This window comes from Corallococcus sp. M7 (assembly GCF_054512695.1).
In genome coordinates this window covers 3,659,611-3,684,548 of record NZ_CM137252.1, presented here as the reverse complement: position 1 = coordinate 3,684,548, position 24,938 = coordinate 3,659,611, and the positions used below count along the sequence as shown (strand labels likewise).

26 protein-coding genes and 1 pseudogene are annotated in these 24,938 nt (G+C 68.3%); 7 read left to right on the top strand and 20 right to left on the bottom strand.

The window, feature by feature from the left end:
• Window positions 1–24: 24 nt before the first annotated feature.
• From rplN to ACX114_RS15020, 17 genes are all read right to left on the bottom strand, one after another.
• The gene (rplN, locus tag ACX114_RS15100) at window positions 25–393 is read right to left on the bottom strand and encodes a 50S ribosomal protein L14 (protein WP_014395870.1); all 369 of its coding nucleotides are present in this window, start codon (window positions 391–393) and stop codon (window positions 25–27) included.
• 65 nt (window positions 394–458) lie between these two features.
• Entirely contained in the window at window positions 459–785 is a 327-nt protein-coding gene (gene rpsQ, locus ACX114_RS15095) for a 30S ribosomal protein S17 (protein WP_169821648.1), read from the bottom strand.
• 83 nt (window positions 786–868) lie between these two features.
• On the bottom strand, window positions 869–1,075 hold the full coding sequence (gene rpmC, locus ACX114_RS15090; RefSeq protein ID WP_014395868.1) for a 50S ribosomal protein L29: 207 nt from the start codon (window positions 1,073–1,075) through the stop codon (window positions 869–871).
• Between the two features lie 74 nt (window positions 1,076–1,149).
• Window positions 1,150–1,569, bottom strand: coding sequence for a 50S ribosomal protein L16 (rplP, locus tag ACX114_RS15085; RefSeq protein ID WP_014395867.1), 420 nt, complete (start codon window positions 1,567–1,569; stop codon window positions 1,150–1,152).
• 64 nt (window positions 1,570–1,633) lie between these two features.
• Window positions 1,634–2,296 carry a 30S ribosomal protein S3 gene (gene rpsC, locus ACX114_RS15080; RefSeq protein WP_014395866.1) on the bottom strand — a complete coding sequence of 221 codons (663 nt, stop codon included), beginning with the start codon at window positions 2,294–2,296 and terminating at the stop codon, window positions 1,634–1,636.
• Window positions 2,297–2,337: 41 nt separating this feature from the next.
• Window positions 2,338–2,682, bottom strand: coding sequence for a 50S ribosomal protein L22 (gene rplV / locus ACX114_RS15075; RefSeq protein WP_014395865.1), 345 nt, complete (start codon window positions 2,680–2,682; stop codon window positions 2,338–2,340).
• Between the two features lie 35 nt (window positions 2,683–2,717).
• Window positions 2,718–3,005, bottom strand: coding sequence for a 30S ribosomal protein S19 (gene rpsS, locus ACX114_RS15070; protein WP_459298745.1), 288 nt, complete (start codon window positions 3,003–3,005; stop codon window positions 2,718–2,720).
• A 13-nt stretch (window positions 3,006–3,018) separates the two neighbouring features.
• Window positions 3,019–3,864, bottom strand: a complete 846-nt coding sequence (rplB, locus tag ACX114_RS15065; protein WP_120621648.1) for a 50S ribosomal protein L2 — start codon at window positions 3,862–3,864, stop codon at window positions 3,019–3,021.
• Window positions 3,865–3,902: 38 nt separating this feature from the next.
• On the bottom strand, window positions 3,903–4,196 hold the full coding sequence (locus tag ACX114_RS15060) for a 50S ribosomal protein L23 (RefSeq protein WP_459298743.1): 294 nt from the start codon (window positions 4,194–4,196) through the stop codon (window positions 3,903–3,905).
• Window positions 4,193–4,816 carry a 50S ribosomal protein L4 gene (rplD, locus tag ACX114_RS15055; RefSeq protein WP_459298741.1) on the bottom strand — a complete coding sequence of 208 codons (624 nt, stop codon included), beginning with the start codon at window positions 4,814–4,816 and terminating at the stop codon, window positions 4,193–4,195. Before rplD ends, ACX114_RS15060 begins: the two co-directional genes overlap by 4 nt.
• Window positions 4,817–4,867: 51 nt before the next feature.
• The gene (gene rpsJ, locus ACX114_RS15050) at window positions 4,868–5,176 is read right to left on the bottom strand and encodes a 30S ribosomal protein S10 (RefSeq protein WP_002633608.1); all 309 of its coding nucleotides are present in this window, start codon (window positions 5,174–5,176) and stop codon (window positions 4,868–4,870) included.
• Between the two features lie 195 nt (window positions 5,177–5,371).
• Window positions 5,372–6,562: an elongation factor Tu gene (gene tuf, locus ACX114_RS15045; RefSeq protein ID WP_143901324.1), complete on the bottom strand. Its 1,191-nt coding sequence runs from the start codon at window positions 6,560–6,562 to the stop codon at window positions 5,372–5,374.
• A gap of 139 nt (window positions 6,563–6,701) precedes the next feature.
• Entirely contained in the window at window positions 6,702–8,783 is a 2,082-nt protein-coding gene (fusA, locus tag ACX114_RS15040; protein WP_459298738.1) for an elongation factor G, read from the bottom strand.
• A 109-nt stretch (window positions 8,784–8,892) separates the two neighbouring features.
• The gene (gene rpsG, locus ACX114_RS15035; RefSeq protein WP_459298735.1) at window positions 8,893–9,363 is read right to left on the bottom strand and encodes a 30S ribosomal protein S7; all 471 of its coding nucleotides are present in this window, start codon (window positions 9,361–9,363) and stop codon (window positions 8,893–8,895) included.
• Between the two features lie 170 nt (window positions 9,364–9,533).
• Window positions 9,534–9,905 (bottom strand): 30S ribosomal protein S12, encoded by a 372-nt coding sequence (gene rpsL, locus ACX114_RS15030; protein ID WP_014395857.1) that lies wholly within the window; start codon window positions 9,903–9,905, stop codon window positions 9,534–9,536.
• Window positions 9,906–10,126: 221 nt separating this feature from the next.
• Window positions 10,127–10,621 (bottom strand): ribosomal protein S18-alanine N-acetyltransferase, encoded by a 495-nt coding sequence (rimI, locus tag ACX114_RS15025; RefSeq protein ID WP_014395856.1) that lies wholly within the window; start codon window positions 10,619–10,621, stop codon window positions 10,127–10,129.
• Window positions 10,618–11,208, bottom strand: coding sequence for a hypothetical protein (locus ACX114_RS15020; RefSeq protein ID WP_459298732.1), 591 nt, complete (start codon window positions 11,206–11,208; stop codon window positions 10,618–10,620). The genes rimI and ACX114_RS15020 overlap by 4 nt, the downstream gene beginning before the upstream one ends.
• A 265-nt stretch (window positions 11,209–11,473) precedes the next feature.
• Between ACX114_RS15020 and dnaJ the strand changes: the two are divergent.
• The 6 genes and pseudogenes from dnaJ (at window position 11,474) to ACX114_RS14990 (ending at window position 20,947) form a co-directional block, all read left to right on the top strand.
• A pseudogene (dnaJ, locus tag ACX114_RS15015) lies at window positions 11,474–12,654 on the top strand (molecular chaperone DnaJ).
• An 81-nt stretch (window positions 12,655–12,735) separates the two neighbouring features.
• Entirely contained in the window at window positions 12,736–13,464 is a 729-nt protein-coding gene (locus ACX114_RS15010; RefSeq protein ID WP_459298730.1) for a HEAT repeat domain-containing protein, read from the top strand.
• A gap of 138 nt (window positions 13,465–13,602) precedes the next feature.
• Complete coding sequence (locus ACX114_RS15005; protein ID WP_459298728.1) at window positions 13,603–15,303, top strand: hybrid sensor histidine kinase/response regulator; 1,701 nt, start codon at window positions 13,603–13,605, stop codon at window positions 15,301–15,303.
• A 74-nt stretch (window positions 15,304–15,377) separates the two neighbouring features.
• Window positions 15,378–17,099, top strand: a complete 1,722-nt coding sequence (gene argS, locus ACX114_RS15000; protein ID WP_459298726.1) for an arginine--tRNA ligase — start codon at window positions 15,378–15,380, stop codon at window positions 17,097–17,099.
• Between the two features lie 14 nt (window positions 17,100–17,113).
• Complete coding sequence (locus tag ACX114_RS14995; RefSeq protein WP_459298724.1) at window positions 17,114–19,669, top strand: 1-acyl-sn-glycerol-3-phosphate acyltransferase; 2,556 nt, start codon at window positions 17,114–17,116, stop codon at window positions 19,667–19,669.
• Between the two features lie 81 nt (window positions 19,670–19,750).
• Window positions 19,751–20,947, top strand: a complete 1,197-nt coding sequence (locus ACX114_RS14990; RefSeq protein ID WP_459298722.1) for a CPBP family glutamic-type intramembrane protease — start codon at window positions 19,751–19,753, stop codon at window positions 20,945–20,947.
• A gap of 36 nt (window positions 20,948–20,983) precedes the next feature.
• Here the strand turns inward: ACX114_RS14990 and ACX114_RS14985 are convergent, their stop codons facing one another.
• The 3 genes from ACX114_RS14985 to ACX114_RS14975 all read right to left on the bottom strand — a co-directional run bounded on the left by ACX114_RS14985 (window position 20,984) and on the right by ACX114_RS14975 (window position 23,804).
• Window positions 20,984–21,199 (bottom strand): DUF5818 domain-containing protein, encoded by a 216-nt coding sequence (locus ACX114_RS14985; protein ID WP_459298720.1) that lies wholly within the window; start codon window positions 21,197–21,199, stop codon window positions 20,984–20,986.
• Window positions 21,196–23,010, bottom strand: coding sequence for a S8 family serine peptidase (locus tag ACX114_RS14980; RefSeq protein WP_459298718.1), 1,815 nt, complete (start codon window positions 23,008–23,010; stop codon window positions 21,196–21,198). Before ACX114_RS14980 ends, ACX114_RS14985 begins: the two co-directional genes overlap by 4 nt.
• 158 nt (window positions 23,011–23,168) lie before the next feature.
• Window positions 23,169–23,804 (bottom strand): serine aminopeptidase domain-containing protein, encoded by a 636-nt coding sequence (locus ACX114_RS14975; RefSeq protein WP_459298716.1) that lies wholly within the window; start codon window positions 23,802–23,804, stop codon window positions 23,169–23,171.
• A 177-nt stretch (window positions 23,805–23,981) separates the two neighbouring features.
• On the opposite strand from ACX114_RS14975, the gene ACX114_RS14970 reads away from it, so the two are divergent.
• Window positions 23,982–24,920 (top strand): alpha/beta fold hydrolase, encoded by a 939-nt coding sequence (locus tag ACX114_RS14970; protein ID WP_459298714.1) that lies wholly within the window; start codon window positions 23,982–23,984, stop codon window positions 24,918–24,920.
• Window positions 24,921–24,938: the final 18 nt, after the last annotated feature.

The following is a 24,938-nucleotide window of genomic DNA, read 5'->3' as shown; positions in this document are numbered from 1 at the left end:
GTTCGCCGTCAGGCCTGCGTCCTCTTAGAGGACCTCGGGCGCCAGCGAGATGATCTTCATGAACTTACGGGCACGCAGCTCACGGGCCACCGGCCCAAAGATGCGCGTCCCGATGGGCTCCAGGTCCTTGTTGATGAGGACCGCCGAGTTGCCGTCGAACTTGATGTAGCTGCCATCCGCACGACCCACCTCGCGACGGGTGCGGACGATGACGGCCTTGGCCACGTCACCCTTCTTCACCTTGGAGTTGGGCAGGGCCTCGCGGATCGACACGACGATGACGTCGCCGATGGAGGCGTACTTGCGCTTGGAGCCGCCGAGAACCTTGATGCAAAACACCTTCTTGGCGCCCGAGTTGTCGGCCACATCGAGCACACTCTGCATCTGAATCATGTGAAGTCTCCTCTTGCTCGAACCCGTCCACGCGCTTCATGGCGCACGGACGCGGTGTGGCCTACCTAGACGTTCTTGCTCTTCTCCAACACCTCGACCACGCGCCAACGCTTGTCCTTCGAAGCGGGCTTGGTCTCGGCGATGCGCACCCGGTCACCCTCGTTGATGGTGACCTTCTTCGGGTAGTCGTGATCCTCGACGTGCGCCTTGTACTTCTCGCGCAGGCTCATGATCTTCCCGTACTTCGGGTGGGGAGCACGACGCTGGACGGTGACGACCACCGTCTTCTGCATCTTGTTGGAGGTGACGATGCCCACGCGGGTCTTGGGACGACCCCGGGTGGAGGTCTCGGCAGCGGGCGTTTCGGTCGCTTCAGCCATGTTGGTTCTCACTGTCTGTCATGCACCCGGGCCCTCTGCCCGGATGGCCACGGACACCCGGGTGAGCCCGGATGCCCGCGGATGCACTGCTACTACTACCCCGCCTTCGCGGCCCGGGCCTTCTCGCCCAGGACGGTGAGGATGCGGGCCAGATCACGGCGGTGCTGCACGCCCTCAGCGGGGCTGTCCAGCGAGCCGGTCCGACGCTTGAGCCGATCCTGGACCAGCGTGTCGCGCAGCTCCTTCGCGCGATTCTGCAGGTCGTCCGTCGACAGTTCCTTCAGTTCCTTCGCAGTCGCCATCTTGGTCTCCTCGGCGCGGGATGCGGGCGCCCTCCCCTGTCACCAGGTGGAGCGCCCGTCCCGGCGGTGCGTGACTACAGCGAGAGCTCGCTGCGGCGCACGATCTTGGTGAGCACCGGCAGCTTCGCCTGCGCCAGCTTCAGCGCACCGGTGGCGATCTCCTGCGTCATGCCCTCCATCTCGTAGAGCACGCGTCCCGGCTTGACGACCGCGACGTAGTACTCCACGCCACCCTTACCGGTACCCATACGGGTTTCGGCGGGCTTCTTCGTGATGGGCTTGTCCGGGAAGATCCGGATCCAGATCTTGCCGCCGCGCTTCACGTGGCGGGTCATCGCGATACGGGCCGCCTCGATCTGGCGCGAGGTGATCCATCCCGGCTGGAGGCTCACCAGGCCGAACTCACCGTAGGTGAGGTCGCTGCCGCGGTGGGCCGAGCCGAACATGCGGCCCTTCTGCATCTTGCGGTACTTGGTTCGAGCAGGCTGAAGCATGGTCGATGTCCTTCGTGCCTCGCGTGCAGGGCGGGCTTCTTAGGGCCCACCCCACAGGGGCGTCTTACCGGTTGGTGGCCTGGGGGGCCTGGCCGCCCTTGCCGGGGAGGACCTCGCCCTTGCAGATCCAGACCTTGCAGCCAATCTTGCCGTAGGTCGTCTTGGCCTCGGCGAAGCCGAAGTCGATGTCCGCGCGGAGGGTGTGCAGGGGCACGCGGCCCTCGCGGTACCACTCGTAGCGGGCCATCTCGGCGCCACCCAGGCGGCCAGAGCAGGCCACGCGGATGCCCTTGGCCCCGAACTTCATCGCGGTCTGCAGCGCCTTCTTCATGGCGCGGCGGAAGGCGATGCGGCGCTCGAGCTGCGTGGCGATGTTCTCCGCCACGAGCTGCGCGTCGGTCTCGGCCTTGCGGACCTCGACGATGTTCAGGAAGACCTCGTTCTTGGTGAACTGCTGGAGGTCCTTCTTGACGGTCTCGATGCCAGCGCCGCGCTTGCCGATGACGATGCCCGGACGCGCGGTGTGGACGTTGACCTTCACCTTGTTGGCGGCCCGCTCAATCTCCACCTTGGAGACGCCCGCGTGGTTCAGCGACTTCTTGACGAACTCGCGGATGCGGATGTCTTCGTGGAGCCACTGAGCGTAGTTCTTGTGCTCGAACCACTTGGAGTCCCAGGTCTTGATGACGCCGAGCCGGAACCCAATCGGATGTACTTTCTGTCCCAAACTGAATCTCCTTGGTGCGTCCGGGCAGGGCCCGACGGGTCCTACTTCTTGGCCTCGGCCAGCACGACGTGGACGTGGGCAGACTTCTTCTGGATGGGCGTCGCGCGCCCCATGGCGCGCGGCATGAACCGGCGCTGGGTGGCGGCCTGGTCCACGGAGATGGTCTTGACGTAGAGGGTATCCACGTCGACCTGGCCCTTGGACAGGTCCGTCGCGTTGGCGACGGCGCTCTTGATGAGCTTCTCCACCGGCCGCGCGGCGGCGCGCGGGGTGAACTTCAGGATGTTCAGGGCGGCCTCAACGGGCTTGCCCCGGATGAGCGCCGCGACGAGGGACAGCTTGCGCGGGCTCATGCGCAGGTGACGCAGATGTGCAGTCGACTCCATGGTCATCTCCTCAGGCTCTCAGGCGTAGGTACGGGCTACTTGCCCGGGACCTTGGCGACCTTCTTCTCCGCCGAGTGCCCGCCGAAGGTGCGCGTGGGAGCGAACTCGCCGAGCTTGTGGCCCACCATGTTCTCCGTCACGAACACCGGAATGAACTTCTTGCCGTTGTGCACGGCGAAGGTGTGACCCACGAACTCAGGGAGAATCGTGGAGCGCCGGGACCAGGTCTTGACGACCGCCTTCTTGTTCGCCGCGATCATCCCCTCGATCTTCTTGAGGAGGTGATCGTCGACGAACGGACCCTTCTTGATCGAACGAGCCATGTTTCAAATCCTCTTACTGGCTGCGCGCGCCCTGGCGGCGGCCGCTCACGATGAACTTGTCGGTGCGCTTGTTGGTGCGCGTGGTGAGGCCCTTGGTCTTCTTGCCCCACGGAGACACCGGGTGCGGGTTACCCTGGCCGGACTTACCCTCACCACCACCGTGCGGGTGGTCGACAGGGTTCATGGCCAGACCGCGGACGGTGGGCCGGATGCCCAGCCAACGGCTCTTACCCGCCTTACCGATACGGATGATTTCGTGCTCGATGTTGCCCACCTGGCCGACGGTGGCGCGGCACTCGATGAGCACCTTGCGCACGGCGCCGGAAGGCATGCGAACCTGGGCGTAACGATCTTCCTTGGCCATCAGCTGGCCAGAGGTGCCCGCGGAGCGGATGACCTGGGCGCCACGGCCCGGCTTCAGCTCCACGTTGTGGATGATCGTACCCACCGGGATGTTCTGCAGCGGCAGGCTGTTGCCCGGCCGGATGTCGGCGGTGGAGCCGGCGAACACGGTGTCGCCCACGCTCAGGCCCACGGGGGCCAGGATGTAGCGCTTGTCGCCGTCCGCGTAGTGCAGGAGGGCGATGTTGGCGGTGCGGTTCGGGTCGTACTCAACCGCGACGACCTTGGCCGGCACGCCGTCCTTGTCACGACGCTTGAAGTCGATGACGCGGTAGCGGCGCTTGTGACCACCACCCTGGTGGCGGCGGGTGATGTGCCCGTGGACGTTGCGACCACCGGAGCGCTTGATGGGCTCGGTGAGCGACTTCTCCGGGGAGTCCTTGGTGATGTCCGCGAAGTCGGACACCGTCATCAGACGGCGGGCGGCGCTGGTCGGCTTGTACTTCTTGATGCCCATGGTGTGTTCCTCTCAGGCGGATCCGGACGCCAATGGCGTCAGACCGCTCCCCCTTCGAAGAGTTCGATCTTGTCCCCTTCCTTCAGGGTGACGACCGCCTTCTTGAAGTTGGGGCGCTGGCCGATGCTCTTGCCCACCCGCTTCGTCTTGCCACGCACGATGTTGGTGCGAACACCCTCCACCGTGACCTTGAACAGGGTCTGGACCGCGCGGGACACGTCGTGCTTCGTGGCCTTGCGGTCCACGATGAACGAGTACTGGCGGAACTTCTCCCGGGCCTTGTCCAGCTTCTCCGTGATGAGCGGGCCCTTGATGACGTCGTTCAGATTCATGACAGGGACCCCTCGAGCGCCTTCGCGGCGGCGGAAGTCAGGACGATGTGCGAGTGCTTGAGCACGGACTCGAGGTTGAGACCCTCGGGCGGCAGCACGTCGAACTTCGCCAGGTTGCGCACGCTGCGGTGCAGGTTGGTGTTGCCGCGCTCGTCGACGACCAGCGCGTTCTGGAGCTTCAGGCGACGGGTGAGCACCTCGAAGGCCTGCTTGGACTTCGGGGCATCCAGCTTGAAGCCGTCCAGGATGATGAGCTGCTTCTCCCGGGCGCGCAGGGACAGCACGGCGCGCAGGGCACCGCGGCGGACCTTGCGGGGCGGCCGGTAGAAGTAGTCACGGGCCTTGGGGGCCATCGCCTTGCCGCCGCCCACCCAGTGGGAGGCGCGGATCGAGCCCTGACGGGCGCGGCCGGTGCCCTTCTGCTTCCAGGGCTTCTTGCCGCCGCCGCTGACGAGCGAGGTGTTCTTCACCCCGACCGTGCCGCGGCGCCGGTTGATCTGCTGCATCTTCGCCACCTCGTAGAACAGGTGGGTGTTCGGCTCGGCGCCGAAGATCTCGTCGGAGAGCTCGATCTCCGACACCTTCTTCAAATCCAGGTCGACTACGTCAAACTTCGCCATGGCACTTTCCTCGGGGGTCAGAGTGAAACCACTCCGACGCCATCCCGCTTCCTAGGACTTGATCTCGACGTCAACGCCGGCAGACAGATCCAGCTTCATCAGCGCGTCCAGCGTCTGCTGGGTCGGCTCGAGGATATCGAGCAGGCGCTTGTGCGTGCGGATCTCAAACTGCTCGCGGCTCTTCTTGTCCACGTGCGGCGAACGCAACACGGTGAACTTGTTGATGCGCGTCGGCAGGGGGATCGGACCGGCCACCTTGGCGCCCGTGCGCTTGGCCGTCTCGACGATCTCCCCAGCACTCTGATCCAGGAGCTTCGAGTCGTACGCCTTCAGCCGGATGCGGATCTTCTGTGTCGCCATTCGCAAGAACCTCTTTGAACGACCTCTGGGAACCGTGAGGCGGTACGCCCGTCAACGCCTGGATTTCAGAGAACCGTTTCTTCGGAACGAAGGGGCGCGGTGTGTACCACCACACCCCATGGGTTGCAACTGGATTTCCACCGGCTCTCCGGAACGGCCCCCAAGGACCCTACCGGAGAGCTGGCAGCCTGAGTACTACGCGATGATTTCCGCCACGACGCCCGCGCCCACCGTGCGGCCGCCTTCACGAACCGCGAACCGGAGCTCCTTCTCCATCGCGACCGGGGTGATGAGCTCCACCTCGATGGCGATGTTGTCGCCCGGCATGACCATCTCGACGTTGTCCGGCAGCTTCACCGTGCCCGTCACGTCCGTGGTGCGGAAGTAGAACTGCGGACGGTACCCCTTGAAGAACGGGGTGTGGCGGCCGCCCTCTTCCTTCGACAGCACGTAAATCTGCGCCTTGAACTTCGTGTGCGGCGTGATGCTGCCCGGCTTCGCCAGCACCTGGCCGCGCTCCATGTCCTCGCGCTTGAGGCCGCGGACCAGCGCGCCGATGTTGTCGCCCGCGCGGCCCTCGTCCAGCAGCTTGCGGAACATCTCGACGCCCGTCACCACCGTCTTCTGCGTCGCGCGCAGGCCCACGACTTCGACTTCCTCGCCCACCTTGATGACACCGCGCTCCACGCGGCCCGTGGCCACCGTACCGCGGCCGGCGATGGAGAAGACGTCTTCCACCGGCATCAGGAAGGGCTTGTCCGTCGCGCGCTGCGGCGTCGGGATGTAGCTGTCCACCGCCTCCATCAGCTTCAGGATGGCCGGCTCGCCGATGTCGCTGGTGTCACCCTCCAGCGCCTTCACCGCGGAGCCGGGGACGATGGGGATGGTGTCCCCGGGGAACTCGTACTTCTTGAGCAGGTCGCGGACTTCCATCTCCACGAGCTCGCGCAGCTCCGGGTCGTCCAGCAGGTCCACCTTGTTCAGGAAGACCACGATGTAGGGAACGCCGACCTGGCGCGCCAGCAGGATGTGCTCACGCGTCTGGGGCATCGGGCCGTCCGCCGCCGAAACCACCAGGATGGCGCCGTCCATCTGCGCCGCGCCCGTGATCATGTTCTTCACGTAGTCGGCGTGCCCCGGGCAGTCGACGTGCGCGTAGTGACGGTTCTTCGTCTTGTACTCCACGTGCGCCGTGGAGATGGTGATGCCGCGCTCGCGCTCTTCCGGCGCCTTGTCAATCTGGTCGTACGCCAGGAACGTGGCGCCGCCCGTCTTCGCCAGCACCTTGGTGATGGCGGCCGTCAGCGACGTCTTGCCGTGGTCCACGTGCCCAATCGTTCCGATGTTCACGTGGGGCAGGCTGCGATCGAACTTTTCCTTGGACATGAACCGCTCCTCACGACGCCGCCGGTGCGACCCCGGCGGTATAGGACTTCGAGAGAACTTCCGAGGGGTGCTGCGTGTGCTTCAAAGCCGCTGGAACGTCAACAGAATTCGCCCGGCGGCTCCCCCTGCGGGCGGGAGGTCAGTAGATGGGGTTGAGCGCTGACTTCGGCGCCGGTGCGTAGTGCTTGAACTGCATGGTGTAGGTCGCCCTTCCCTGGCTCTTGCTCCGCAGGTCGGTCGAGTACCCGAACATGGCGGCCAGGGGCACCTCCGCCTGGATGGCCTGCACGCCGCCAGGCCGGGGGGTCATGCCCAGGATCTTCCCGCGTCGGCCGTTCAGGTCGCCGATGACGTCGCCCATGGCGGCCTCCGGGGTGACGACCTCCGTGGCCATGATGGGCTCCAGCAGGACGGGGTTCGCCGCACGGACCGCGTCCTTGAAGGCCATGGAGCCGGCGATCTTGAAGGCCATCTCCGACGAGTCCACGTCGTGCATGGAGCCGTCGTAGGCCTCCACCTTCACGTCCACCATGGGGTAGCCGGCGACGGGGCCGTTCTGCATGGCCTCCTTCGCGCCGTCGCGCGCGGCGTCCACGAACTCCTTGGACACGGCGCCGCCGGTGATGGTGCTGACGAACTCGAAGCCCTTGCCGGGCTCGTTCGGGGACACGCGCAGGTTGATGTGGCCGTACTGGCCCTTGCCGCCCGCCTGGCGGATGTACTTGCCCTCCGCCTCCTTCGTCGTGGTCACCGTCTCGCGGTAGGCCACCTGCGGCTTGCCGATGTTCGCGTCCACCTTGAACTCGCGCAGGAGCCGGTCGACGATGATTTCCAGGTGCAGCTCGCCCATGCCGGCGATGAGCGTCTGGCCCGTCTCCTCGTTGGAGCGCACGCGGAAGGACGGGTCCTCCATGGCCAGCCGCTGCAGGGCCTGGATGATCTTGTCCTGGTCCGCGGTCGACTTCGGCTCGATGGCGATGTCGATGACGGGCTCCGGGAACTCCATCCGCTCCAGGATGATCTGCTGCTTGTCGTCACAGAGCGTGTCGCCCGTGGTGGCCAGCTTCAGGCCCACCACCGCGCAGATGTCGCCGGCGTAGCACTCCGTCAGTTCGTCCTTCTTGTCCGCGCGCATCTGCACGAGCCGGCTGACGCGCTCGCGCTTGCCCTTCACGGAGTTCCACACCGCCGTGCCCGCCTCCAGCTTCCCCGAGTAGACGCGCAGGAACGTCAGCGTCTGCGAGGAGAAGGACGGGTCGTTCATGATCTTGAACGCCAGCGCGCTGAAGGGCGCGTCGTCGCGCGTCTCGCGGATGGCGTCCTCGCCCTTGGGGGTCTTGCCGTGGATCGGCGGGACTTCCAGCGGACTGGGCAGGTAGTCCACCACCGCGTCCAACAGCGGCTGCACGCCCTTGTGGCGGAACGCCGAGCCGCAGAACACCGGGAACAGCTTCAGCCCCACGCAGCCCTTGCGGATGGCGCCGCGCACCTCGTCCTCGGTGAGTTCGTCACCGTTGAGGAACTTCTCCGTGAGCGCGTCGTCCTGCTCGGCGGCGGCCTCCAGCAGCTCTCCGCGCGCGGCGGCGGCGGCCTCCTGGTACTCCTCGGGGATGTCCTGGAGGTCGAAGCGGCTGCCCTGCTCCGCGTCCTGGAACACCAGCGCCTTCATGCGGACGAGGTCGATAACGCCCTTGTGCTTGTCCTCGGCGCCCAGGGGCAGTTGCATGCGCACGGGACGCGCGCCGAGCTTCTCCTTGATGGTGCCGACGGACATCTCGAAGTCCGCGCCCACGCGGTCCATCTTGTTGATGAAGCAGATGCGCGGGACCTTGTAGCGGTCCGCCTGGCGCCACACCGTCTCCGACTGCGGCTCCACGCCGTTGACCGCGTCGAACACGGCGATGGCGCCGTCGAGCACGCGCAGCGAGCGCTCCACCTCGATGGTGAAGTCCACGTGCCCCGGCGTGTCGATGATGTTCACGCGGTAGCGCTGGTCCATCCGCTCCCAGAAGGCGCTGATGGCCGCGGAGGTGATGGTGATGCCGCGCTCGCGCTCCTGGACCATCCAATCCGTGGTGGTGGTGCCTTCGTGCACCTCACCCATCTTGTGGATGGCGCCTGTGTAGAACAGGATCCGCTCGGTGGTGGTCGTCTTGCCGGCATCGATGTGCGCCATGATGCCGATGTTGCGGTAGCGCTCGAGGGGGAACTCACGGGCCATGACTCGGTTCCTTCCGGACGTCTCTTAGGCTTCTGCCAGGGCTGACAAACAAAACCGCCCGGACGCTGGCAGCGCATCCGGGCGGCAACCGCGAAGCCCCTTTCGGGACCTACCAGCGGTAGTGAGCGAAGGCCTTGTTGGCTTCCGCCATCTTGTGCGTGTCTTCACGCTTCTTCACCGCGTTACCGCGGTTGTTGGCGGCGTCCATGATCTCGCCGGCCAGCTTCTCCTGCATGGTCTTCTCACCACGCGCCTTGGCGTAGGAGATGATCCAACGCATGCCCAGCGCGACGCGGCGATCCTGACGGACCTCCACGGGCACCTGGTAGGTGGCGCCACCGACACGGCGGCTCTTCACCTCGAGGACGGGCTTGACGTTGTCCAGGGCCTTCTTGAAGACCTTGAGGGGATCTTCCTTCGCGCGCTCCTCCATGAGGGCGAAGGCGCCGTAGCACACGCCCTCCGCGATGGACTTCTTCCCCTTGCGCATCAGGTCGTTGACGAACTTGGTGACGAGCCGGTCCTGGAACTTCGGATCCGGGAGAATCTTCCGCTTGGCGACTACGCGACGACGAGGCATCTCTTCCCTTACGCCCCACTCTCCTCGCCTGGAGGAAAGCCTTGTTCAGGGGCTTCAAGAACGACTGCTGGGAACTTCCAGGGACACTCCCCAGGGTGTGGGGCCAGCGTCCGACACTTCTTCAGGAACAGCGAAGGTGTTCCGCGCCAACGACGCGCGGGAGAACCGGACTAGCTGGGGCGCTTGGCGCCGTACTTGGAGCGGCTCTGCTTGCGACCGGCAACGCCCACGGAGTCCAGCGTGCCGCGGATGATGTGGTAGCGAACGCCCGGGAGGTCCTTCACACGGCCACCGCGGATCATGACCACCGAGTGCTCCTGGAGGTTGTGACCCACGCCGGGGATGTAGGAAGTCACCTCGATGCCGTTGGTGAGACGCACGCGGGCCACCTTGCGGAGGGCCGAGTTCGGCTTCTTCGGGGTCGTGGTGTAGACGCGCGTGCAAACACCGCGCTTCTGGGGGCACTCCTTCAGGGCAGGGCTCTTGCCCTTGATGTTGAGCTTCTCGCGGCCCTTGCGGACGAGCTGGCTGATGGTCGGCACTGAAACCTCTTCTTCGTGGGAACCCCGCGTCCGGCTACACGAAAGCGGAGCATATCTACCTACAGGCTACACAAAAGGCCCGCGAGTATAGGGAGGGCCCCCCGGGTGTCAAGCATGGCCTGCCCCTGGGCCAGAAACGGCCAGAGGACCCGGGTGCATCCCCTCACACCCGAAAAACCTGGGACTGCGACGACGGCCGGACGCTCTACTCCCTTACAGGACTAGAAGTCGAGGACCATCACGATCGCGTCCTCGCCCTCGTCCACGTAGTAGTTCGGGCGGATGCCGACCGGCCGGAAGCCCAGCGAGCGGTAGAGGTTGAGGGCGGACTCGTTGCCCCGGCGCACCTCCAGGGTGGCCAGCGAGCAGCGGCGGGCCACGCCCCGGCGGAGCACCTCTTCCATCACGGTGCGCGCGACGCCCCGGCGGCGGTGCACGGGGGCGGTGGCGACGTTGAGGACGTGGACCTCGTCGTGGACGATCCAGAAGATGGCCAGGCCCAGCAGGGCCACGCCGCCTTCGGGCAGGGGCTCCTCCACGAGGAGGATGGTGGACCAGTCGTGCTGGAGCTCGCGCCCGAGCAGCTCCGTGGACCAGGGGTTCTTGAAGGACGCCTTCTCCAGCGCCATCACCGCCGGCATGTCGTCCACGGTCATCTGCCGGATCAGGAAGCCCTTCCCCTTGTCGGGCGTCCCGTCGTCCCGCAGCCGTCTCATCGCCGTGCCTCCCGCGCGAAGGGCGCCACCCGCCGCACCTGCGCCGACTTGCGTACTTCAGCCAGGGCCTGGGCCGCCAGCTCTCCGTAGCGCGCCCGGACCAGCTCCTCGCGGATGGCCGTGCGCGCCGCCTGGTCGAACTCACCGGGGTACAGGTCCCGGTGGGCGTCATAATGGTGACGGACCTCCGCCTCGCTCACCTGTGCCTTCAACCGGACCCGGCTGTCGAGGATTCGTTCCGCCCGCAAACCCCGCGCCAGCACGGCCTCCAGGGCGTCCCGGTTCACGCCATGCCGATCCAGGAAGCGCCGGAGCCCCTCCTCCCCTCCCAGCCTCGCCCGGACGGCGTCCAGCCTGGCCTCGACCTCCGCCGGTTCGGCCGGGAAGGCCTGCAGGCGGTCCGCGCTCAGGACCTGGAGGCGCTGGTTGATGGACAGCTCCAGCGCCCCCCGGAGCATCTGTTCATCCAGGGGAAGGGCGGCCGCCTGCACGGCTCCTCGCTGGATCAGCGCCACCCGGGCTTCCATCTCCAACTCGCTCTGGGTGAGGACCTGGCCCTCGATGACCGCCACGACCCGGTCCACCACCCTGCCCTCCTCCGCGGCGGGAGCAGGCGGTGGGGGGGCGGCGTGGGCGGTCCCCCCGGACCCCAGGGCGAGCCCCAGAGCCGTGGGGAACAGCCCGCATGCCAGCCACAGGGGGGCCTTCCGGCGGGCGCGCGGTGCTGGCATGGCCTTCCTCATCGTGCGGCGACTGTAACCATCGCGGTGCTGTCCGGACATCCCGTGCTGGCGCTCACCGCACCGCTGGTTACGTTCTCCCTTGTCGGGTACTGCACCACCCTAAAGACCTATGGCTGACGACTACTACCAGATTCTGGGCGTGCCACGGACGGCCTCGGCGGACGACCTCAAGAAGGCCTTCCGGAAGCTCGCGCGCCAGCACCACCCGGACGTCAACCCCGGCGACAAGGGGGCGGAGGAGAAGTTCAAGCGCATCAACACCGCCTTCGAGGTGCTGGGCGACCCGAAGAAGCGCGCGCTCTACGACGAGTTCGGCGAGGACGCGGAGAAGATCGGCTTCGACGAGAAGAAGGCCGCGGCCTACCGCCAGTACCGCGCCGCCCAGGCGGCCGGAGGCAGCGGTGGCGGCGGCATCCCCTTCAGCACCGAGGGCGTGGACCTGGGGGACCTCTTCAACGACATCTTCGGGCGTTCTGGCGGAGGCGGCGGGGCCGGCGGCTTCGACATCAACGACCTCTTCGGCCGGGGTCGGGGCGGCAGCCGCTCCACCGCGGCCGAGCGCGGCGATGACCTGACGACCCGCGTGCAGATTTCGCTCGCGGAGGCCGTCACCGGCACCGAGCGCACGTTGACGCTCCAGCGGCCGGGCCGCTGCTCCAAGTGCCACGGCGAGGGCAACACCGGGAAGCTCGTGACGTGCCCCACCTGCAACGGCACGGGGCGGCCCGCCGGGGCGGCGCCATGTTCGGTGGATCCGGCGTGTGCCCCACCTGCCGCGGCAGCGGGAAGGCCCCGGAGCCCTGCTCCCAGTGCGGCGGCAGCGGCATCAAGGAGGAGACGACCCGGCTGACGGTGAAGATTCCGGCGGGCGTCGTCACGGGCTCCAAGGTGCGGCTGGGCGGCCAGGGCGCGGCGGGCATCCAGGGGGGCCCTCCGGGGGACCTCTACATCGAGACGGAGGTGGCCGAGCATCCGCTGGTCCGCCGCGAGGGCGATGACCTCTACCTGGACCTGCCGGTGACGGTGTCCGAGGCGCTGCTGGGCGGCGAGGTGCGCGTGCCTACGTTCCAGGGTGAGGTGACGCTGAAGGTGCCCGCGGGTTCACAGTCCGGCCGCAAGATGCGGCTCAAGGGACGCGGCGTGCCGTCGCTCCGGGGCGGCACTCCGGGCGACATGTACCTGCTGCTCCAGGTGAAGGTCCCCGAGGAGGCCACGGACGAGGTCCGGGCCGCCGCGGAGACGCTGGCGCGGGCCTACCGGGGCGACGTTCGCCGGGAGCTAGCGTTGTAGTTGTCGTTGCCACTTGTCCTGGAAGGCGCACCGTCCTACATGGCGCCTCCACTCTTCCGAATCCGGAGCGGGTATCTACCTATGGGTCTCTTCGATTTCCTCACGGGCGGCTCGGGCCCCGAAAAAGCCCTCAAGCTCAAGTCCAAGGTGACCCAGAAGTATGGGGAGCCGTCCACGCGGCAGAAGGCCCTGCAGCAGCTGGGGGAGATGAAGTACCCCGAGGCCGTCACGGTGCTGCTCAGCCGGTTCACCATCACCGTGGACCCGCTCACCACCGACGCTGACGAGAAGGAGCACACCTTCGAGCTGATCAAGCACTTCGGCCAGGACGCCGTCGCGCCGGTGAGCGCCTTCCTCAAGGCGAGCGATCAGGCCACGTCCTGGGCGCTGCGCATCCTCCAGGAGCTGCTGCCCGAGGACGCGCTCATGGGCGTCATCACCGACACGCTCCAGCACCTGTCCTCCCGCTACACGCGCGACCCGGAGAAGAAGGTCGTGCTGCTCCACCACGTGCTGGGCAAGCAGGATCCGCGCGTGGCCCCGGCCGTCCTCCCCTTCCTGGAGGACATGTCCGACGACGTGAAGATCGCCGCCATCAACGTCCTGGGACCCCTGAAGCACGAGCCGGCGCGCGAGCCCCTGCTCAAGCTGCTCACCTCCGAGGACACCGCACGCCGCGTGCAGACCGTGGCGCTGGCGGCGCTGGCGGAGAGCGGGTTCGGCGTGCAGGGCTACCAGGACAAGGTGCAGGCCGCCCTCGTGGAGCCCTACAGCCTGGACAAGGACGGCCGCATCCAGCGCCGTCCCTGAGTCATTCCCGCATCCCAGTCAGGGAAGCGGACAGCGGGGCTGGGGGGCTGTCGGGCACCTGACACGCTCGGCGTTGGTGGAGGGCACCGGGCCTTGGTGCGGTTCCCTCCCACGCGAGACATGAAGCAGGATTCACGCGTGCCATCGAAGAAGAAGGGTCCGCAGCTCGCAGAAGTGGTCCCGCTGCGTCCCGCCACCACCGCGAAGAAGGCCCCACCGAAGCGGGCGGCGAAGCCGCCTCCCCCGGTGGACACCGATGCCGCCGCCCAGGCCTTGCTGGAGATGGGCCGGCAGCTCACCGACAACGCGGGCCCCACCGAGGCCCTGCGCGCGCAGCTGCAGACGCTCCACACGCTGCTCAAGCCGAAGGTCTGCTACGTCGCGCGCCACTTCCCGTCGCGCAACCAGCTGCACGTGGAGCACGTGCGCGGACGCTACGACGAGCGCGTCACCGCCGCCGTCCCGGGCGAGGGCGTGGTGGGCCGGTGCTTCACCGACAAGGTGCTCCTGCGCGAGGACGACACCGTCGCCGTGCCCCTGGAGGGGCCGCAGGGCGTGACGGGTGTGCTCGTGGTGCTGGGCGCGCGCCGCAAGGCCTCCGACGTGCTGATGCAGTCGCTGGCGTCGCAGCTCACCGCCGCCTACGAGGTGGCCCGGCTGCGCGACGACAGCGCCCGCCGCAACAAGGACCTGCAGACGGCCATCGCGGGCCTGAAGAGCCTGGAGCAGAACCGCGAGGAGCTGCTCGGCAATGTGTCCCACGACTTGAAGAACCCGCTCACCACCATCAAGGCCTACCTGGCCATGCTGGGCCGGGAGAAGCTGGGCACGCTGACGGACGGGCAGCGCCGCGCGGTGCAGATCTGCGATCGCAACGCGGACCGGCTGCTCCAGCAGGTGAATGACCTGGTGCTGATGTCCCGGCTGTCGTCCGGGAAGATGCAGCTCAACCAGCGTCCCTTCGGCCTCAAGGCCGTGGCGGAAGAGGTCGTGCGGGGGCTGGGCGCCGTCGCGGAGCACAGCCGCGTGCGCGTGGTGATTCCCCCCTGCCCGGAGGTGTTCGTCCGGGGCGACCGCGAGCGCATCTCCGAGGCCATCCACAACCTCGTGGAGAACGGCATCCACCACAGCGAGACGGACGACGTCGTCGAGGTGAGCGTGTCGTCCAGCGAGGGCCTGGGCATCCTCACCGTGAAGGACTCCGGCCAGGGCATGACGGCGGAGGCCCTGGAGCACGTGTTCGACTCGTTCTACCGCGCGCAGCCGGGCATGCCCCGTCCGCCGGGCACGGGCCTGGGCCTGCCGCTGGTCGCCAAGATCGTCGCGCTGCATGGCGGCCGCGTGGACGCGACCAGCGTGCTGGGCGAGGGCAGCACGTTCCAGATGGTCCTGCCCCTGTTCGCGAGCGCCGTGAGCGCCCCGGACGTGAACCAGGCCGCGCCCAAGGCGGGCGGCATCCTCCTGGTGGAGGACGACGTGGACTGTCGCGAGGTGCTGGAGCAGGTGCTGGAGCAGGAGGGCTACCGGGTGATGGCCACCTCCGGCGCCGCCGAGGCGCGCTCCATCCTGTCCCACATCCGGCCGGCCATGGTGCTGCTGGACCTGCGGCTGTCGGGGGAGGACGGACGCTCCGTGCTCCACTACATCCGCACCACGGAGTCGCTGGCGGACGTGGTCGTCTACATCATCTCCGGCGCGAGCGACGTCGCGTCTCTCACCTCGGGTGAAGGGCCGGACCGCATCGACGGGTACTTCGAGAAGCCGCTGAAGCTGCCCAAGCTGCTGGACACCGTGGCCTCGGTGGTGCGCCCCAAGAGCCGCGGCCCCGCCGTGCCCTGAACGACGCTCCGGCGCCTTCCCCACAGAAGAGGTGGATGGAAGGCGCCCCGCCTTGGGTAGTATCCGCGCGGTCCATGAGCACTTCTGTCTATAGCCGCTACCGCGCCGCGTTCGCCCAGGCCCTCGCTGGGGCGCTGGGTGTCCCCGCCGCCGACATCGAGCCCCAGGTCAAGCCCGCGGATCCCGCGCACGGCGACCTGAGCTTCGCCACCTTCCCCCTCGCCAAGGCGCAGAAGAAGGCGCCCCCCGCCATCGCCGCGCAGCTCGCGCAGGCGCTCCAGGTCCCCGGCCTGGAGGTCAAGGCCGTGGGCCCCTACGTCAACGCGCGCTTCCTTCCCCTCCCCTTCACCCAGGAGGTCATCGATGGCGTGCGCCTGGCGGGGCTCGCCTACGGGAGCGACGCGGAGGACGGCAAGGGCAAGACGGTGGTCATCGACTACTCGTCGCCCAACATCGCCAAGCCCATTGGCTTCCACCACATCCGCACCACGTTCCTGGGCCACTGCATCGCGAACCTGTACCGCGCGCTGGGCTGGCGCGTGGAGGGCATCAACTACCTGGGTGACTGGGGCAAGCAGTTCGGCCTCGTGGCCGTGGGCTTCCAGGAGTACGGCGACCCGGCGCGCATCGACGACATGGCGCACCTGGTCCAGGTCTACGTGCAGGCCAACAAGCGCGCCGGCGAGGACCCGGCCTTCGACGAGAAGGCCCGCGAGTTCTTCCGCCGCATGGAGGCCAACGACCCGGAGGCGATGAAGCTCTGGAACCAGTTCCGGGAGACGAGCCTCAAGGGCTTCAAGCGCGTCTACGCGCGCATGGGCATCGACTTCGAGCACATCGAGGGCGAGAGCCGCTACCAGGGCAAGATGGACGCGGTCATCGACCAGATCGCGAAGAAGCCCGGCGTGAAGGAGTCCCAGGGCGCCATCATCGTGGACATGCCCTACGCGGACGGCGAGCCGCCCGTGCTGCTCAAGAAGAACGACGGCAGCACGCTCTACGCCACGCGCGACCTGGCCGCCGCCGAGGACCGCCACGCGCGCTTCAACTTCGACAAGTCGCTCTACGTCGTCGCGCAGGACCAGGCGCTGCACTTCCGGCAGGTGTTCCGCACCCTGAAGGAGATGGGCCAGCCGTGGGCGGACCAGTGCGTGCACGTGCCGTTCGGCCGCATCCACGGCATGAGCACGCGCAAGGGCCAGGTGGTGGAGCTGGACCAGGTGCTGGACGAGGCGAAGGAGCGCGTGCTCCAGCGCGTGAAGGAGAACATCGCGCAGGGCAACCTGGAGACGGCCGACGCGGACGCGCTGGCGGAGCAGATCGGCCTGGGCGCCATCGTCTTCGGCGACCTCAAGCACAACCGCGCCAGCGACTACACGTTCGACTGGGACGAGGTGACAAGCCTGGAGGGGCACACGGGGCCCTATCTCCAGTACGCGCACGCCCGGTGCGCGAACGTGCTGCGCAGGGGCGGCGGCGTGCCCACGGCATATGATCCGGCGCTGCTCACGCTCCCGGAGGAGCAGGCCCTGGTGCGCGAGCTGATGCGGTTGCCGGACACGGTGAAGGCGGCGGCGGAGCAGTACGAGCCCAGCCTGGTGGCGCGCCTGCTGCTGGACGTGGCGGCGGCGTACAGCCGCTACTACACGGCCGGCAACAAGGACCGCGACAAGCGCATCCTCGTGGAGGGGAATGACGCGGTGCGCGCGGCCCGGCTGGCGCTCACGGACGCGACGCGTATCACCTTGGCGGCGGGGCTCACCTTGCTGGGCATCCCGACGCCGGAAAACATGTAGCCTGGGGGGCTGCGATGGACACCGCGCTGGCGCAGACCGCGACGCAAGGAGAGGCCTTGAAGGAGGAATTTGGTCCCATGTCCCGGGTGCTCGGGGCTCGGTACTTCGACGGGGTGCACTTCCCGCCAGAGGCCGAGAACGAGCTGCGCGCGCTCAGCGCCCGGGGCTTCGTGGTGCACGTCATGCGCACCACGGCGTGGATCAACTTCCTCTACATCGCGTGGGCCATGGTCCGCCGGGCCATGCCGCCCATCCGCGCGGTGGTGAACCTGCGCCCGTGGTTCACCAAACCCTGGCGCCAGACGGCGCAGGGGGGCGCGGTGGAGGAGCGCTTCCGCTACGCCCGCGAGCAGGGCGGCAGCGGCCTGGTGTTCCTGCGCCGCACGGCGCTCCTGCACGCCTCCGGCAAGGAGACGCGCGAGGACCCCTTCCCCGAGCTGGTGCGGCTGGCGCGCGGCTCCGAGCGCCCGGTGTTCCTGGTGCCGGAGCTGTTCGTCTGGGAGAAGCGCCCCGCGAAGCTCAAGCCGGGCTGGCGCGACGCGCTGTTCGGCAGCCCCGAGGCGCCGGGCTTCGTGCACTCCATGGTGGCGTTCTTCCGCAACTACAAGCGCGCGCAGTTCCGCGTGGGAGAGCCCATCGACCTGCGCAAGTTCATCGAGGAGAACCCGGGCGTCAGCGACGAGGTGCTGGCGCGCAAGGTGCGCAGCACGCTGCATGTGTTCCTCGCGCGGGAGACGCGCGCGGTGTTCGGCCCGCCGCAGAAGCCCACGGACCGGCTCATCGAGGAGACGCTGCGCGACCGTCAGCTGCGCAAGGTGCTGGACGAGCACGCCGCCGCCACGGGGCGCAAGCCGTCCAGCGTGTACCGTGAGGCCCAGCGCAACCTGGAGGCCATCGCAGCCAAGCCCAACCCGTCCGTGCTGGCGCTCATCGCGCCGGTGCTGGAGTGGGTGTTCAACCGCATCTACGACGGCATTGGCGTGGACGAGGCCGGCCTGCACCGCGCGCTCAAGGCCGCGGGCAAGGCGCCGGTGGTGCTCTGCCCCAGCCACAAGAGCCACGTGGACTACCTGGTGATGAGCTGGGTGCTCTGGAACCGGGGCTACACCGCGCCGCTCGTCGCCGCGGGCGCGAACCTGTCCTTCTGGCCCCTGGGCGTGCTGTTCCGCCGCTGCGGCGCGTTCTTCCTGCGCCGCTCGTTCAAGGGCGACAAGGTCTACGCCGCGTCCTTCAAGGCGTACATCAAGAAGCTGGTGCATGACGGCATCCACCAGGAGTTCTTCCCGGAGGGTGGCCGCTCGCGCACGGGCAAGCTGCTCACGCCCAAGCTGGGCATGCTCACGTGGCAGGTCGAAGCGGTGCTGGACGGCGCGCGCAACGACCTCTACTTCGTGCCCGTCTCCATCGACTACGAGAAGGTCGTCGAGTCCGACAGCTACTCGAAGGAGCTGGCCGGCGGAGAGAAGAAGCCGGAGGACCTGAAGGCCCTCCTGAGCGCGCCCAAGGTGCTGGCCGCGCGCTACGGGCGCATCCACCTCACCTTCGACGAGCCGCTGTCGCTGGTGGAGTTCATGAAGGCGCGTGGCCTGTCGCCGCAGGAGCCGGTGACGGACGAGCAGAAGAAGGGCCTGGTGCGCGCGCTGGGCAACCGCGTGATGTACGGCATCAGCAAGGTGTCCACCGTCACGCCGCACGCGCTGGTGAGCGCGTCGCTGCTGGCCCACCGCCGTCGCGGCCTCACCCAGCGCGAGCTCACGGACCGGATCAGCCTGCTGCGCCGCATCGCCTCCGAGGACGGCGCACGGCTGTCCAAGGAGCTGGCCAACGCTCCGAGCAACCCGGAGACGCTGGGCCCCATCCAGGACGCGATGCGCGAGTTCATCTCCGACGAGATGGTGCGCACGCAGGAGGCGCGCGGTGAGGTCAGCTACCAGGTGGAGGATTCGCGCCGCCCGGAGATGTCCTTCTACAAGAACACGCTGATGAACCTGGTGGCCGCGCGCAGCCTGGTGGCCAACGCGCTGCTCGCGGGCACGCCCGCGCCGTACGACACCGTGAAGGTCCGCGCGCTGTTCCTGTCGCGCCTCTTCAAGGTGGAGTTCATCTACCGGGTGGGCGCGTCGTTCGACACCATCTTCGCCGAGTGCGTGGAGCGGCTCGTGCGCATGGGCCTGGTCATCCACGAGGGCGACACGCTCACGCGCGCGCCGGAGGCCCACGCCCAGCCGGACCTGGAGTTCCTGGCGGACCTGCTGCGCGACTTCCTGGAGGCCTACCTGCTGGCCGCCATGACGTTGCCGGACGTGGCCGCGGGCGTGGCCACCGACCGCAAGACGTTCGTCAAGCTGGCGCTGGAGACGGGGCGCGGCGAGTACAACGCCGGTCGCATCACCGCCGCCGAGTCCCTGGCGAAAACGACGCTGGAGAACGCGGTGGAGTACCTGTTGGATCAGCGCATCCTCGTGGAAGAGGACAAGAAGCTGCGGCTGGGCGACCCGGCCTCTGCGGCGGAGCTGCCCCGAAAGAACCCGCTCGCGGAGGAGATCCGCGGCTACCTCCACCGGGCCTGACGAAGCTCCTCGTAGCGCCTCGAAGCGAACGCGGCACCCCACCCCTCTCCGTCTGACGGAGAGGGGTCAGGAGACGACACGGTGGACGAAGCATCCCCTTCCAGCGACCCGCGGCCGGCGGAGGCCCCCGCGCCGCTGTCGCCGCCCCACCCCGTGCTCGCCGCGGCCCTGGCCTTCGGGCTCTTCGTGACGGTGGGCGCCGTCACCCAGTTGCTCAACCCCTCCTTCGGCGTGTGGTTCACGGAGGTGTTCCTCTTCCTGGGGCTCGCGTGGATCATGCTGCGCCGCTCGGGGTACCGGCCCGCCGCGTACGTGGGACTCACGCCGTTCCTGGGTGCACCCGCCCTGTTCGGCTTCCTGCTGGGCGTGGCCAACTTCGTCGGCGTGGTGGTGCCCATCCAGTTCCTCGCGCAGAAGGTGGCGCCCGCGTGGCTGCGCGAGATGTTCGACGCCTCGCGCCTCTTCGAGGGCCAGACGCCGGTGGAGCTGGCCCTGCTCCTGGGCGGTGTGTCCGTGGCCGCGCCGCTGTGCGAGGAGGTCTTCTTCCGTGGCCTCTTCCAGCGCTCCCTGACGCCACCGGCCCCCGCGTCTCCCTGGCGTGCGTTGATCATCTCGTCCGTGGTGTTCAGCGCGTTCCACCTGGACCCGGTGGGCTTCCTCGCCCGCGCGGAGCTGGGGCTGCTGTTCGGCTGGCTCTTCTGGCGCACCGGTTCGCTGTGGCCGGGCATCGCGGCGCACGCGGCCAACAACATCGTATCGTCGGCGCTGTTCCTCATCGCCACGCACTCCGGGCTCGCGAAGGACGGAGCGACGGACGACGTGACGGACTGGCGCGCCGTGCTGGGCCTGGCGCTGGTGGGCTGGACAGCGCTGCTGGGCCTGCGCGCTGCCTCCCGGCACTTCCCTGCCGTATGGGGACGCGGCGCTCCGCCCGGCGATGAGGAGGTGCGCGCCACGAAGCCCGTGCCCCTCTTCGCCCTCCAGTTGCTGCCCTGGGTGACGGCAGCCACGCTGTCGCTGGTGGGGCTGGGCCTGGTGGATGGGCGTGGCGTGTCGTTGAGCGTCTACGACGTGCAGCACCCGGTGGATCCGCTGCCCAAGGACGCGGACCCGGCGCTCAAGGCCGAGCGCAAGGCCATGCGGCAGCTCCGCGACGCCGTCCGCAAGGGCGAGGTGCCCATGGAGGCCTACGAAGAGGAGCGCCTCCGGCAGTCAGAGGCGTATGGCCCCGGCAAGGCCAAGCGCAAGGCCAAGAGCAAGGACACGCTCCGCCTCTGAGACCCCGGGGGGGATGGCTCCCCCCAGGCGCCTACGTCACTCCGGCTTGTACGAGCTGACGTGGAACACCGGCCCCACCATGGCGGCGGTGACGGTGTCACGCTGGATGCTGCCCTCGGCGGAGATGCGCTGACCGTCCTTCTTGATCTTCCGGTCACCGCCCGCGAGCTGGTACGTCCGGCCATCGTCGGCCTTCAGGACCCATACGCCGCCCTCGAGGTCCTGGTACTGCACCGTGCCAGAGAGCTTCATGCGTCCTCCCGCTTGAGCATCGCGCGGGCGATGACGAGGCACACCACCGTGTTGAAGCCCAGCCACGGCTTCGCCAGGAAGGTGAAGGGCATCCACGCCAGCGCCGGAGCACCCACCCACGCCGCGTAGGCCAGGAAGCCCGCGAAGCCCAACGCCAGGCCGCCCACCGCCGGCCGGAAGCCCCGCCACGCGATGGCCGGCAACGACAGCACCAGGGGAATGAGCGCGCTGTAGAACAGCGGGTTCACCGCGCTCCGCCCGAAGATGATCTTCTGCCAGTCCGGAATGGGCAGCGCCGCCACGCTCACCACGTCCTGGGCCGCGCCCGCCGCGCCCGCGAACCAAGTGCGCAGGAAGAAGAAGCCCACCGTGGAGAGCACCAGCGGCACGAGGAACGCCGGGCGGAAGAGCACGTTGAGGTAGCCCGGACGCTCGCGGCCGCGCAGCGTGAGCAGCACCAGCGCGAGCAGCGCGGCGGCCCAGCCCAGCGCCGGCCACCGGGGCGAAGCGCCGTTGAAGGCCTTCAGCGAGGCGTTCGCGTTGAGGACGCCATGGCCGTACTCCTCCGACCAGGCCTGGTTCTCCGTCGCCTTGGCGCCGGCGTAGAGCGCCTGCTCGACCTCATCCGGCGTGGTGGCACCCGCGCCGTAGAGCATCGCGGCGACGGCGGCCACGTGCGGCGCGGCCATGCTGGTGCCCTGGTACCAGGCGTAGATGGAGCGCGACGGGTCGCGCGGGTCGATGGTGTTCTGGAGGATGCCGCCCGTATCGCCCTGGCGCTTGTCACCACCCGGCGCCGCGATGTCCAGCTCCTTGCCGTAGGACGAGTACGGCGCGCGCGTCCCGGACGGGCCCACCGCGCTCACCGCCACCGCGCCCGGGTAGGCCGCGGGGAACTCCACCCTGCCGCGCCCGGTGTTGCCCGCCGCGGCCACCACGGTGACGCCCTTCTTGCGCGCGTAGTCCACCGCGCTGGCCATGACCTGCGAATACAGGCCACCACCCAGCGACATGTTGATGACCTTCGCGTCGTGGTCCGCCGCGAAGCGGATGGCGTCCGCGATGTCCGCGGAGGTCCCGCTGCCGAAGTGGTTCAGCACCTTGAGCGGCATCAGCGTCGCGTCGAACGCCACGCCCGCCACGCCCTCGCCGTTGTTGGTGGCCTGCGCGATGGTGCCCGCCACGTGCGTGCCGTGGCCGTGGTCGTCGTTGGCGTGCTCGTCGTCGTTGACGAAGTCATAGCCCTTCACGAACGACACGCCCTTCAGGTCCGGCACCTGCTTGAAGTCGTCGTGGTCCTCGTAGGCGATGCCCGTGTCGATGACCGCCACGACCACGCCCTTGCCCCGGTTGCCGTCCCAGGCCTTCGGCATGTCGATCATCCGGAGGTTCCACTGGGCTTCGAACTGGGGGTCGTTCGGCGTGTAGCTGGTGCGCACCTGCATGAGCGGCTCGGCGGACTCCACCGCCGGGTTCTGGCGGATGCGCTGGAGCACGTCCTCCACATCGTCCACGCCCACCGCCAGCGTGACGCCCGTGCGCGGGCCCTCCAGGGAGTTGAACTCCAGGTCCACGCCCCACTCCTGCTCCCAGGCGTCGAACTGCTCCTTGGTGGTGCCGTCCTTGAAGTCCACCACGATGGCGCCGGACACCACGTCGTCCGAGCCCTCCGCCACCGCCCGGGACACCTCCTCCTGCGCGGCCGACAGGTCCTGCCCGGCCGGGGCCTCCGGCTCCCGCGACGCGGAAGCGCACGCCGAGGCCGACAGGGCCAGCGCCGCGAGAACCACGTTCCATCGCCTCATCCGCATCGGGACACTCCTTGAACGAAGACGCCTCGAAGACCCACTACGAACGCACGGCGGGACGATTGGGTCTGCGCTTTCAGTCTGTCCGCCCCCCGGCCGGGCGTGCAAGGCGCCGGGGATGAAGAAAGGTGAAGAAGTCCAACGGTTTGCACGCCAACGCCCTACCCGCCCGACAGGCGCTGGAGCCACGCCGCCGCCGCCCGCCCCACCTGGGGAAGGTTGCGATGGAAGGTCGCCCCGGCATCGTCGATGACCTCTAAATCGCCCCCGGCCTCCGCGACAGCCGCGGACAGCGCCGCCCGGGGCACCCGGGTGTCCTGTGCCCCCACAATCACCAGCAGCGGACACGACAGTCGCACGAGTGACAACGGGTCCACATCCGGCGCCACCAGACACAGTCCGCCCACGGCCGGGTGCCGCTCCTGGAGCGCCAGCGCCACCCGGTCCCCGCCGTGCAGGGACGCCACCGCGAGCGCCGTCGTGCCCGCGTTCTCCAGCGCCACGCGCATGGCGGCCTCCGCGTCCTCCACCAGCGCCCCGCCGGTGCCCCGGACGCCCTGGCTGGCCCCCACGCCCCGGTGGTTGAAGCGCAGGGTGGGAAAGCCCGCCCGCGCCACCGCGAACGCCAGCTCAGCCGCCACGACGTGATCCATCCCGCCCCCCTCCTCCGGCCGGGGCGGGAGGATGAGCAGCGGCGGCGACTTCTGGCCCCGGTGCACCGTGCCCTCCATCACCGTTCCATCCGAACCCACGGGGATGAGCGTGGAGCGCTCCAGGAACTGACCTTTCTGGACCATGCCCCCACCTTAAGCCGTCCCCCCGGCCGCGCCCGGGCCGGACTTCCCGTGCCGCAGCGCGTTGCACACATTCCGTGACCTGCTCGCAACTTTTCGGCGCTTCGGGTGAGAATGGATCAACGCAGCAAGCTTTCCCTCCCCCCTTCAAAAATCCGCACACCGCAGGAGCCTCAAGCCATGGGAACCATCGGGCGCACCTCCAACAACACCATCGCGCGCACCACCACGACCACGGGGACCGGCGCGGCCGCCCCTGCCAAGACGGCCACCCCGGTCACGGCGAAGCCGGCCAACACCGTGAAGGATGGCTTCGACACCAAGGCGTCGAACAGCGCGGTGCGCACCGCGGCCCCGGCGGCCGTGTTCACCGCTCCGGCGGGTGCGAAGGACAAGGCCTATGACGGCAAGATCATGGGCAAGGGCGGGCAGGCCTTCGACGCCAGCACCCCGCTGAGCCAGATCCCGGCCTACGAGCCCAAGGGCGGCGTGAAGCAGCCGGGCACCATCATCTACGTGAACGGGATGATGACGGACAAGGCGGGTCAGGAGACCACGCTGCAGGCCATCGCGGACAAGACGGGCCAGAAGACCATCGGTATCCACAACTCCACCGAGGGCTTCTTCAAGGACCTGGGCCAGTGCATCACGGACAAGATGGACAAGGGCAAGAACCCGGCCGTGGACACGCTGGCGGACTCGCTCTACACGGAGCTGAAGGCCGGCCGTGACGTGCACCTGATGGCGCACAGCCAGGGTGGCCTCATCACCAGCCGCGCGCTGAACGACGTGGCCAAGCGGCTGCGCATCGAAGACGGGCTGTCCCCCGCCCAGGTGCAGGAGAAGCTGGGCAAGGTCTCCGTGGAGACCTTCGGCGCCGCGGCGGCGACCTACCCGGACGGCCCCAAGTACGTCCACTACGTCAACGACAAGGACCCCGTGCCGGGCCTGTTCGGTCTGGGCACCAGCGGCAAGGGCCCCCTGGACCTGCTCAAGCACGCGGGCAAGGACGCGAAGATCCGCTACTTCTCCGAGAAGAGCATCTTCTCCGGCGCGCACAACATCAACGACACCTACCTCAACCAGCGCGTCCCGTTCGACCAGGCGCGCGCCGGTTAGTTCTAATCCCGGGTCCGG

Bases quoted from the DNA above. Each gene is read 5' to 3' on its own strand.
- rplN (WP_014395870.1), bottom strand. From the start codon at position 393: ATGATTCAGATGCAGAGTGTGCTCGATGTGGCCGACAACTCGGGCGCC.
- rpmC (WP_014395868.1), bottom strand. From the start codon at position 1,075: ATGGCGACTGCGAAGGAACTGAAGGAACTGTCGACGGACGACCTGCAG.
- rplP (WP_014395867.1), bottom strand. From the start codon at position 1,569: ATGCTTCAGCCTGCTCGAACCAAGTACCGCAAGATGCAGAAGGGCCGC.
- rplV (WP_014395865.1), bottom strand. From the start codon at position 2,682: ATGGAGTCGACTGCACATCTGCGTCACCTGCGCATGAGCCCGCGCAAG.
- rpsS (WP_459298745.1), bottom strand. From the start codon at position 3,005: ATGGCTCGTTCGATCAAGAAGGGTCCGTTCGTCGACGATCACCTCCTC.
- rplB (WP_120621648.1), bottom strand. From the start codon at position 3,864: ATGGGCATCAAGAAGTACAAGCCGACCAGCGCCGCCCGCCGTCTGATG.
- ACX114_RS15060 (WP_459298743.1), bottom strand. From the start codon at position 4,196: ATGAATCTGAACGACGTCATCAAGGGCCCGCTCATCACGGAGAAGCTG.
- rplD (WP_459298741.1), bottom strand. From the start codon at position 4,816: ATGGCGAAGTTTGACGTAGTCGACCTGGATTTGAAGAAGGTGTCGGAG.
- rpsJ (WP_002633608.1), bottom strand. From the start codon at position 5,176: ATGGCGACACAGAAGATCCGCATCCGGCTGAAGGCGTACGACTCGAAG.
- tuf (WP_143901324.1), bottom strand. From the start codon at position 6,562: ATGTCCAAGGAAAAGTTCGATCGCAGCCTGCCCCACGTGAACATCGGA.
- fusA (WP_459298738.1), bottom strand. From the start codon at position 8,783: ATGGCCCGTGAGTTCCCCCTCGAGCGCTACCGCAACATCGGCATCATG.
- rpsG (WP_459298735.1), bottom strand. From the start codon at position 9,363: ATGCCTCGTCGTCGCGTAGTCGCCAAGCGGAAGATTCTCCCGGATCCG.
- rimI (WP_014395856.1), bottom strand. From the start codon at position 10,621: ATGAGACGGCTGCGGGACGACGGGACGCCCGACAAGGGGAAGGGCTTC.
- ACX114_RS15010 (WP_459298730.1), top strand. From the start codon at position 12,736: ATGGGTCTCTTCGATTTCCTCACGGGCGGCTCGGGCCCCGAAAAAGCC.
- argS (WP_459298726.1), top strand. From the start codon at position 15,378: ATGAGCACTTCTGTCTATAGCCGCTACCGCGCCGCGTTCGCCCAGGCC.
- ACX114_RS14995 (WP_459298724.1), top strand. From the start codon at position 17,114: ATGGACACCGCGCTGGCGCAGACCGCGACGCAAGGAGAGGCCTTGAAG.
- ACX114_RS14985 (WP_459298720.1), bottom strand. From the start codon at position 21,199: ATGAAGCTCTCTGGCACGGTGCAGTACCAGGACCTCGAGGGCGGCGTA.
- ACX114_RS14980 (WP_459298718.1), bottom strand. From the start codon at position 23,010: ATGCGGATGAGGCGATGGAACGTGGTTCTCGCGGCGCTGGCCCTGTCG.
- ACX114_RS14975 (WP_459298716.1), bottom strand. From the start codon at position 23,804: ATGGTCCAGAAAGGTCAGTTCCTGGAGCGCTCCACGCTCATCCCCGTG.
- ACX114_RS14970 (WP_459298714.1), top strand. From the start codon at position 23,982: ATGGGAACCATCGGGCGCACCTCCAACAACACCATCGCGCGCACCACC.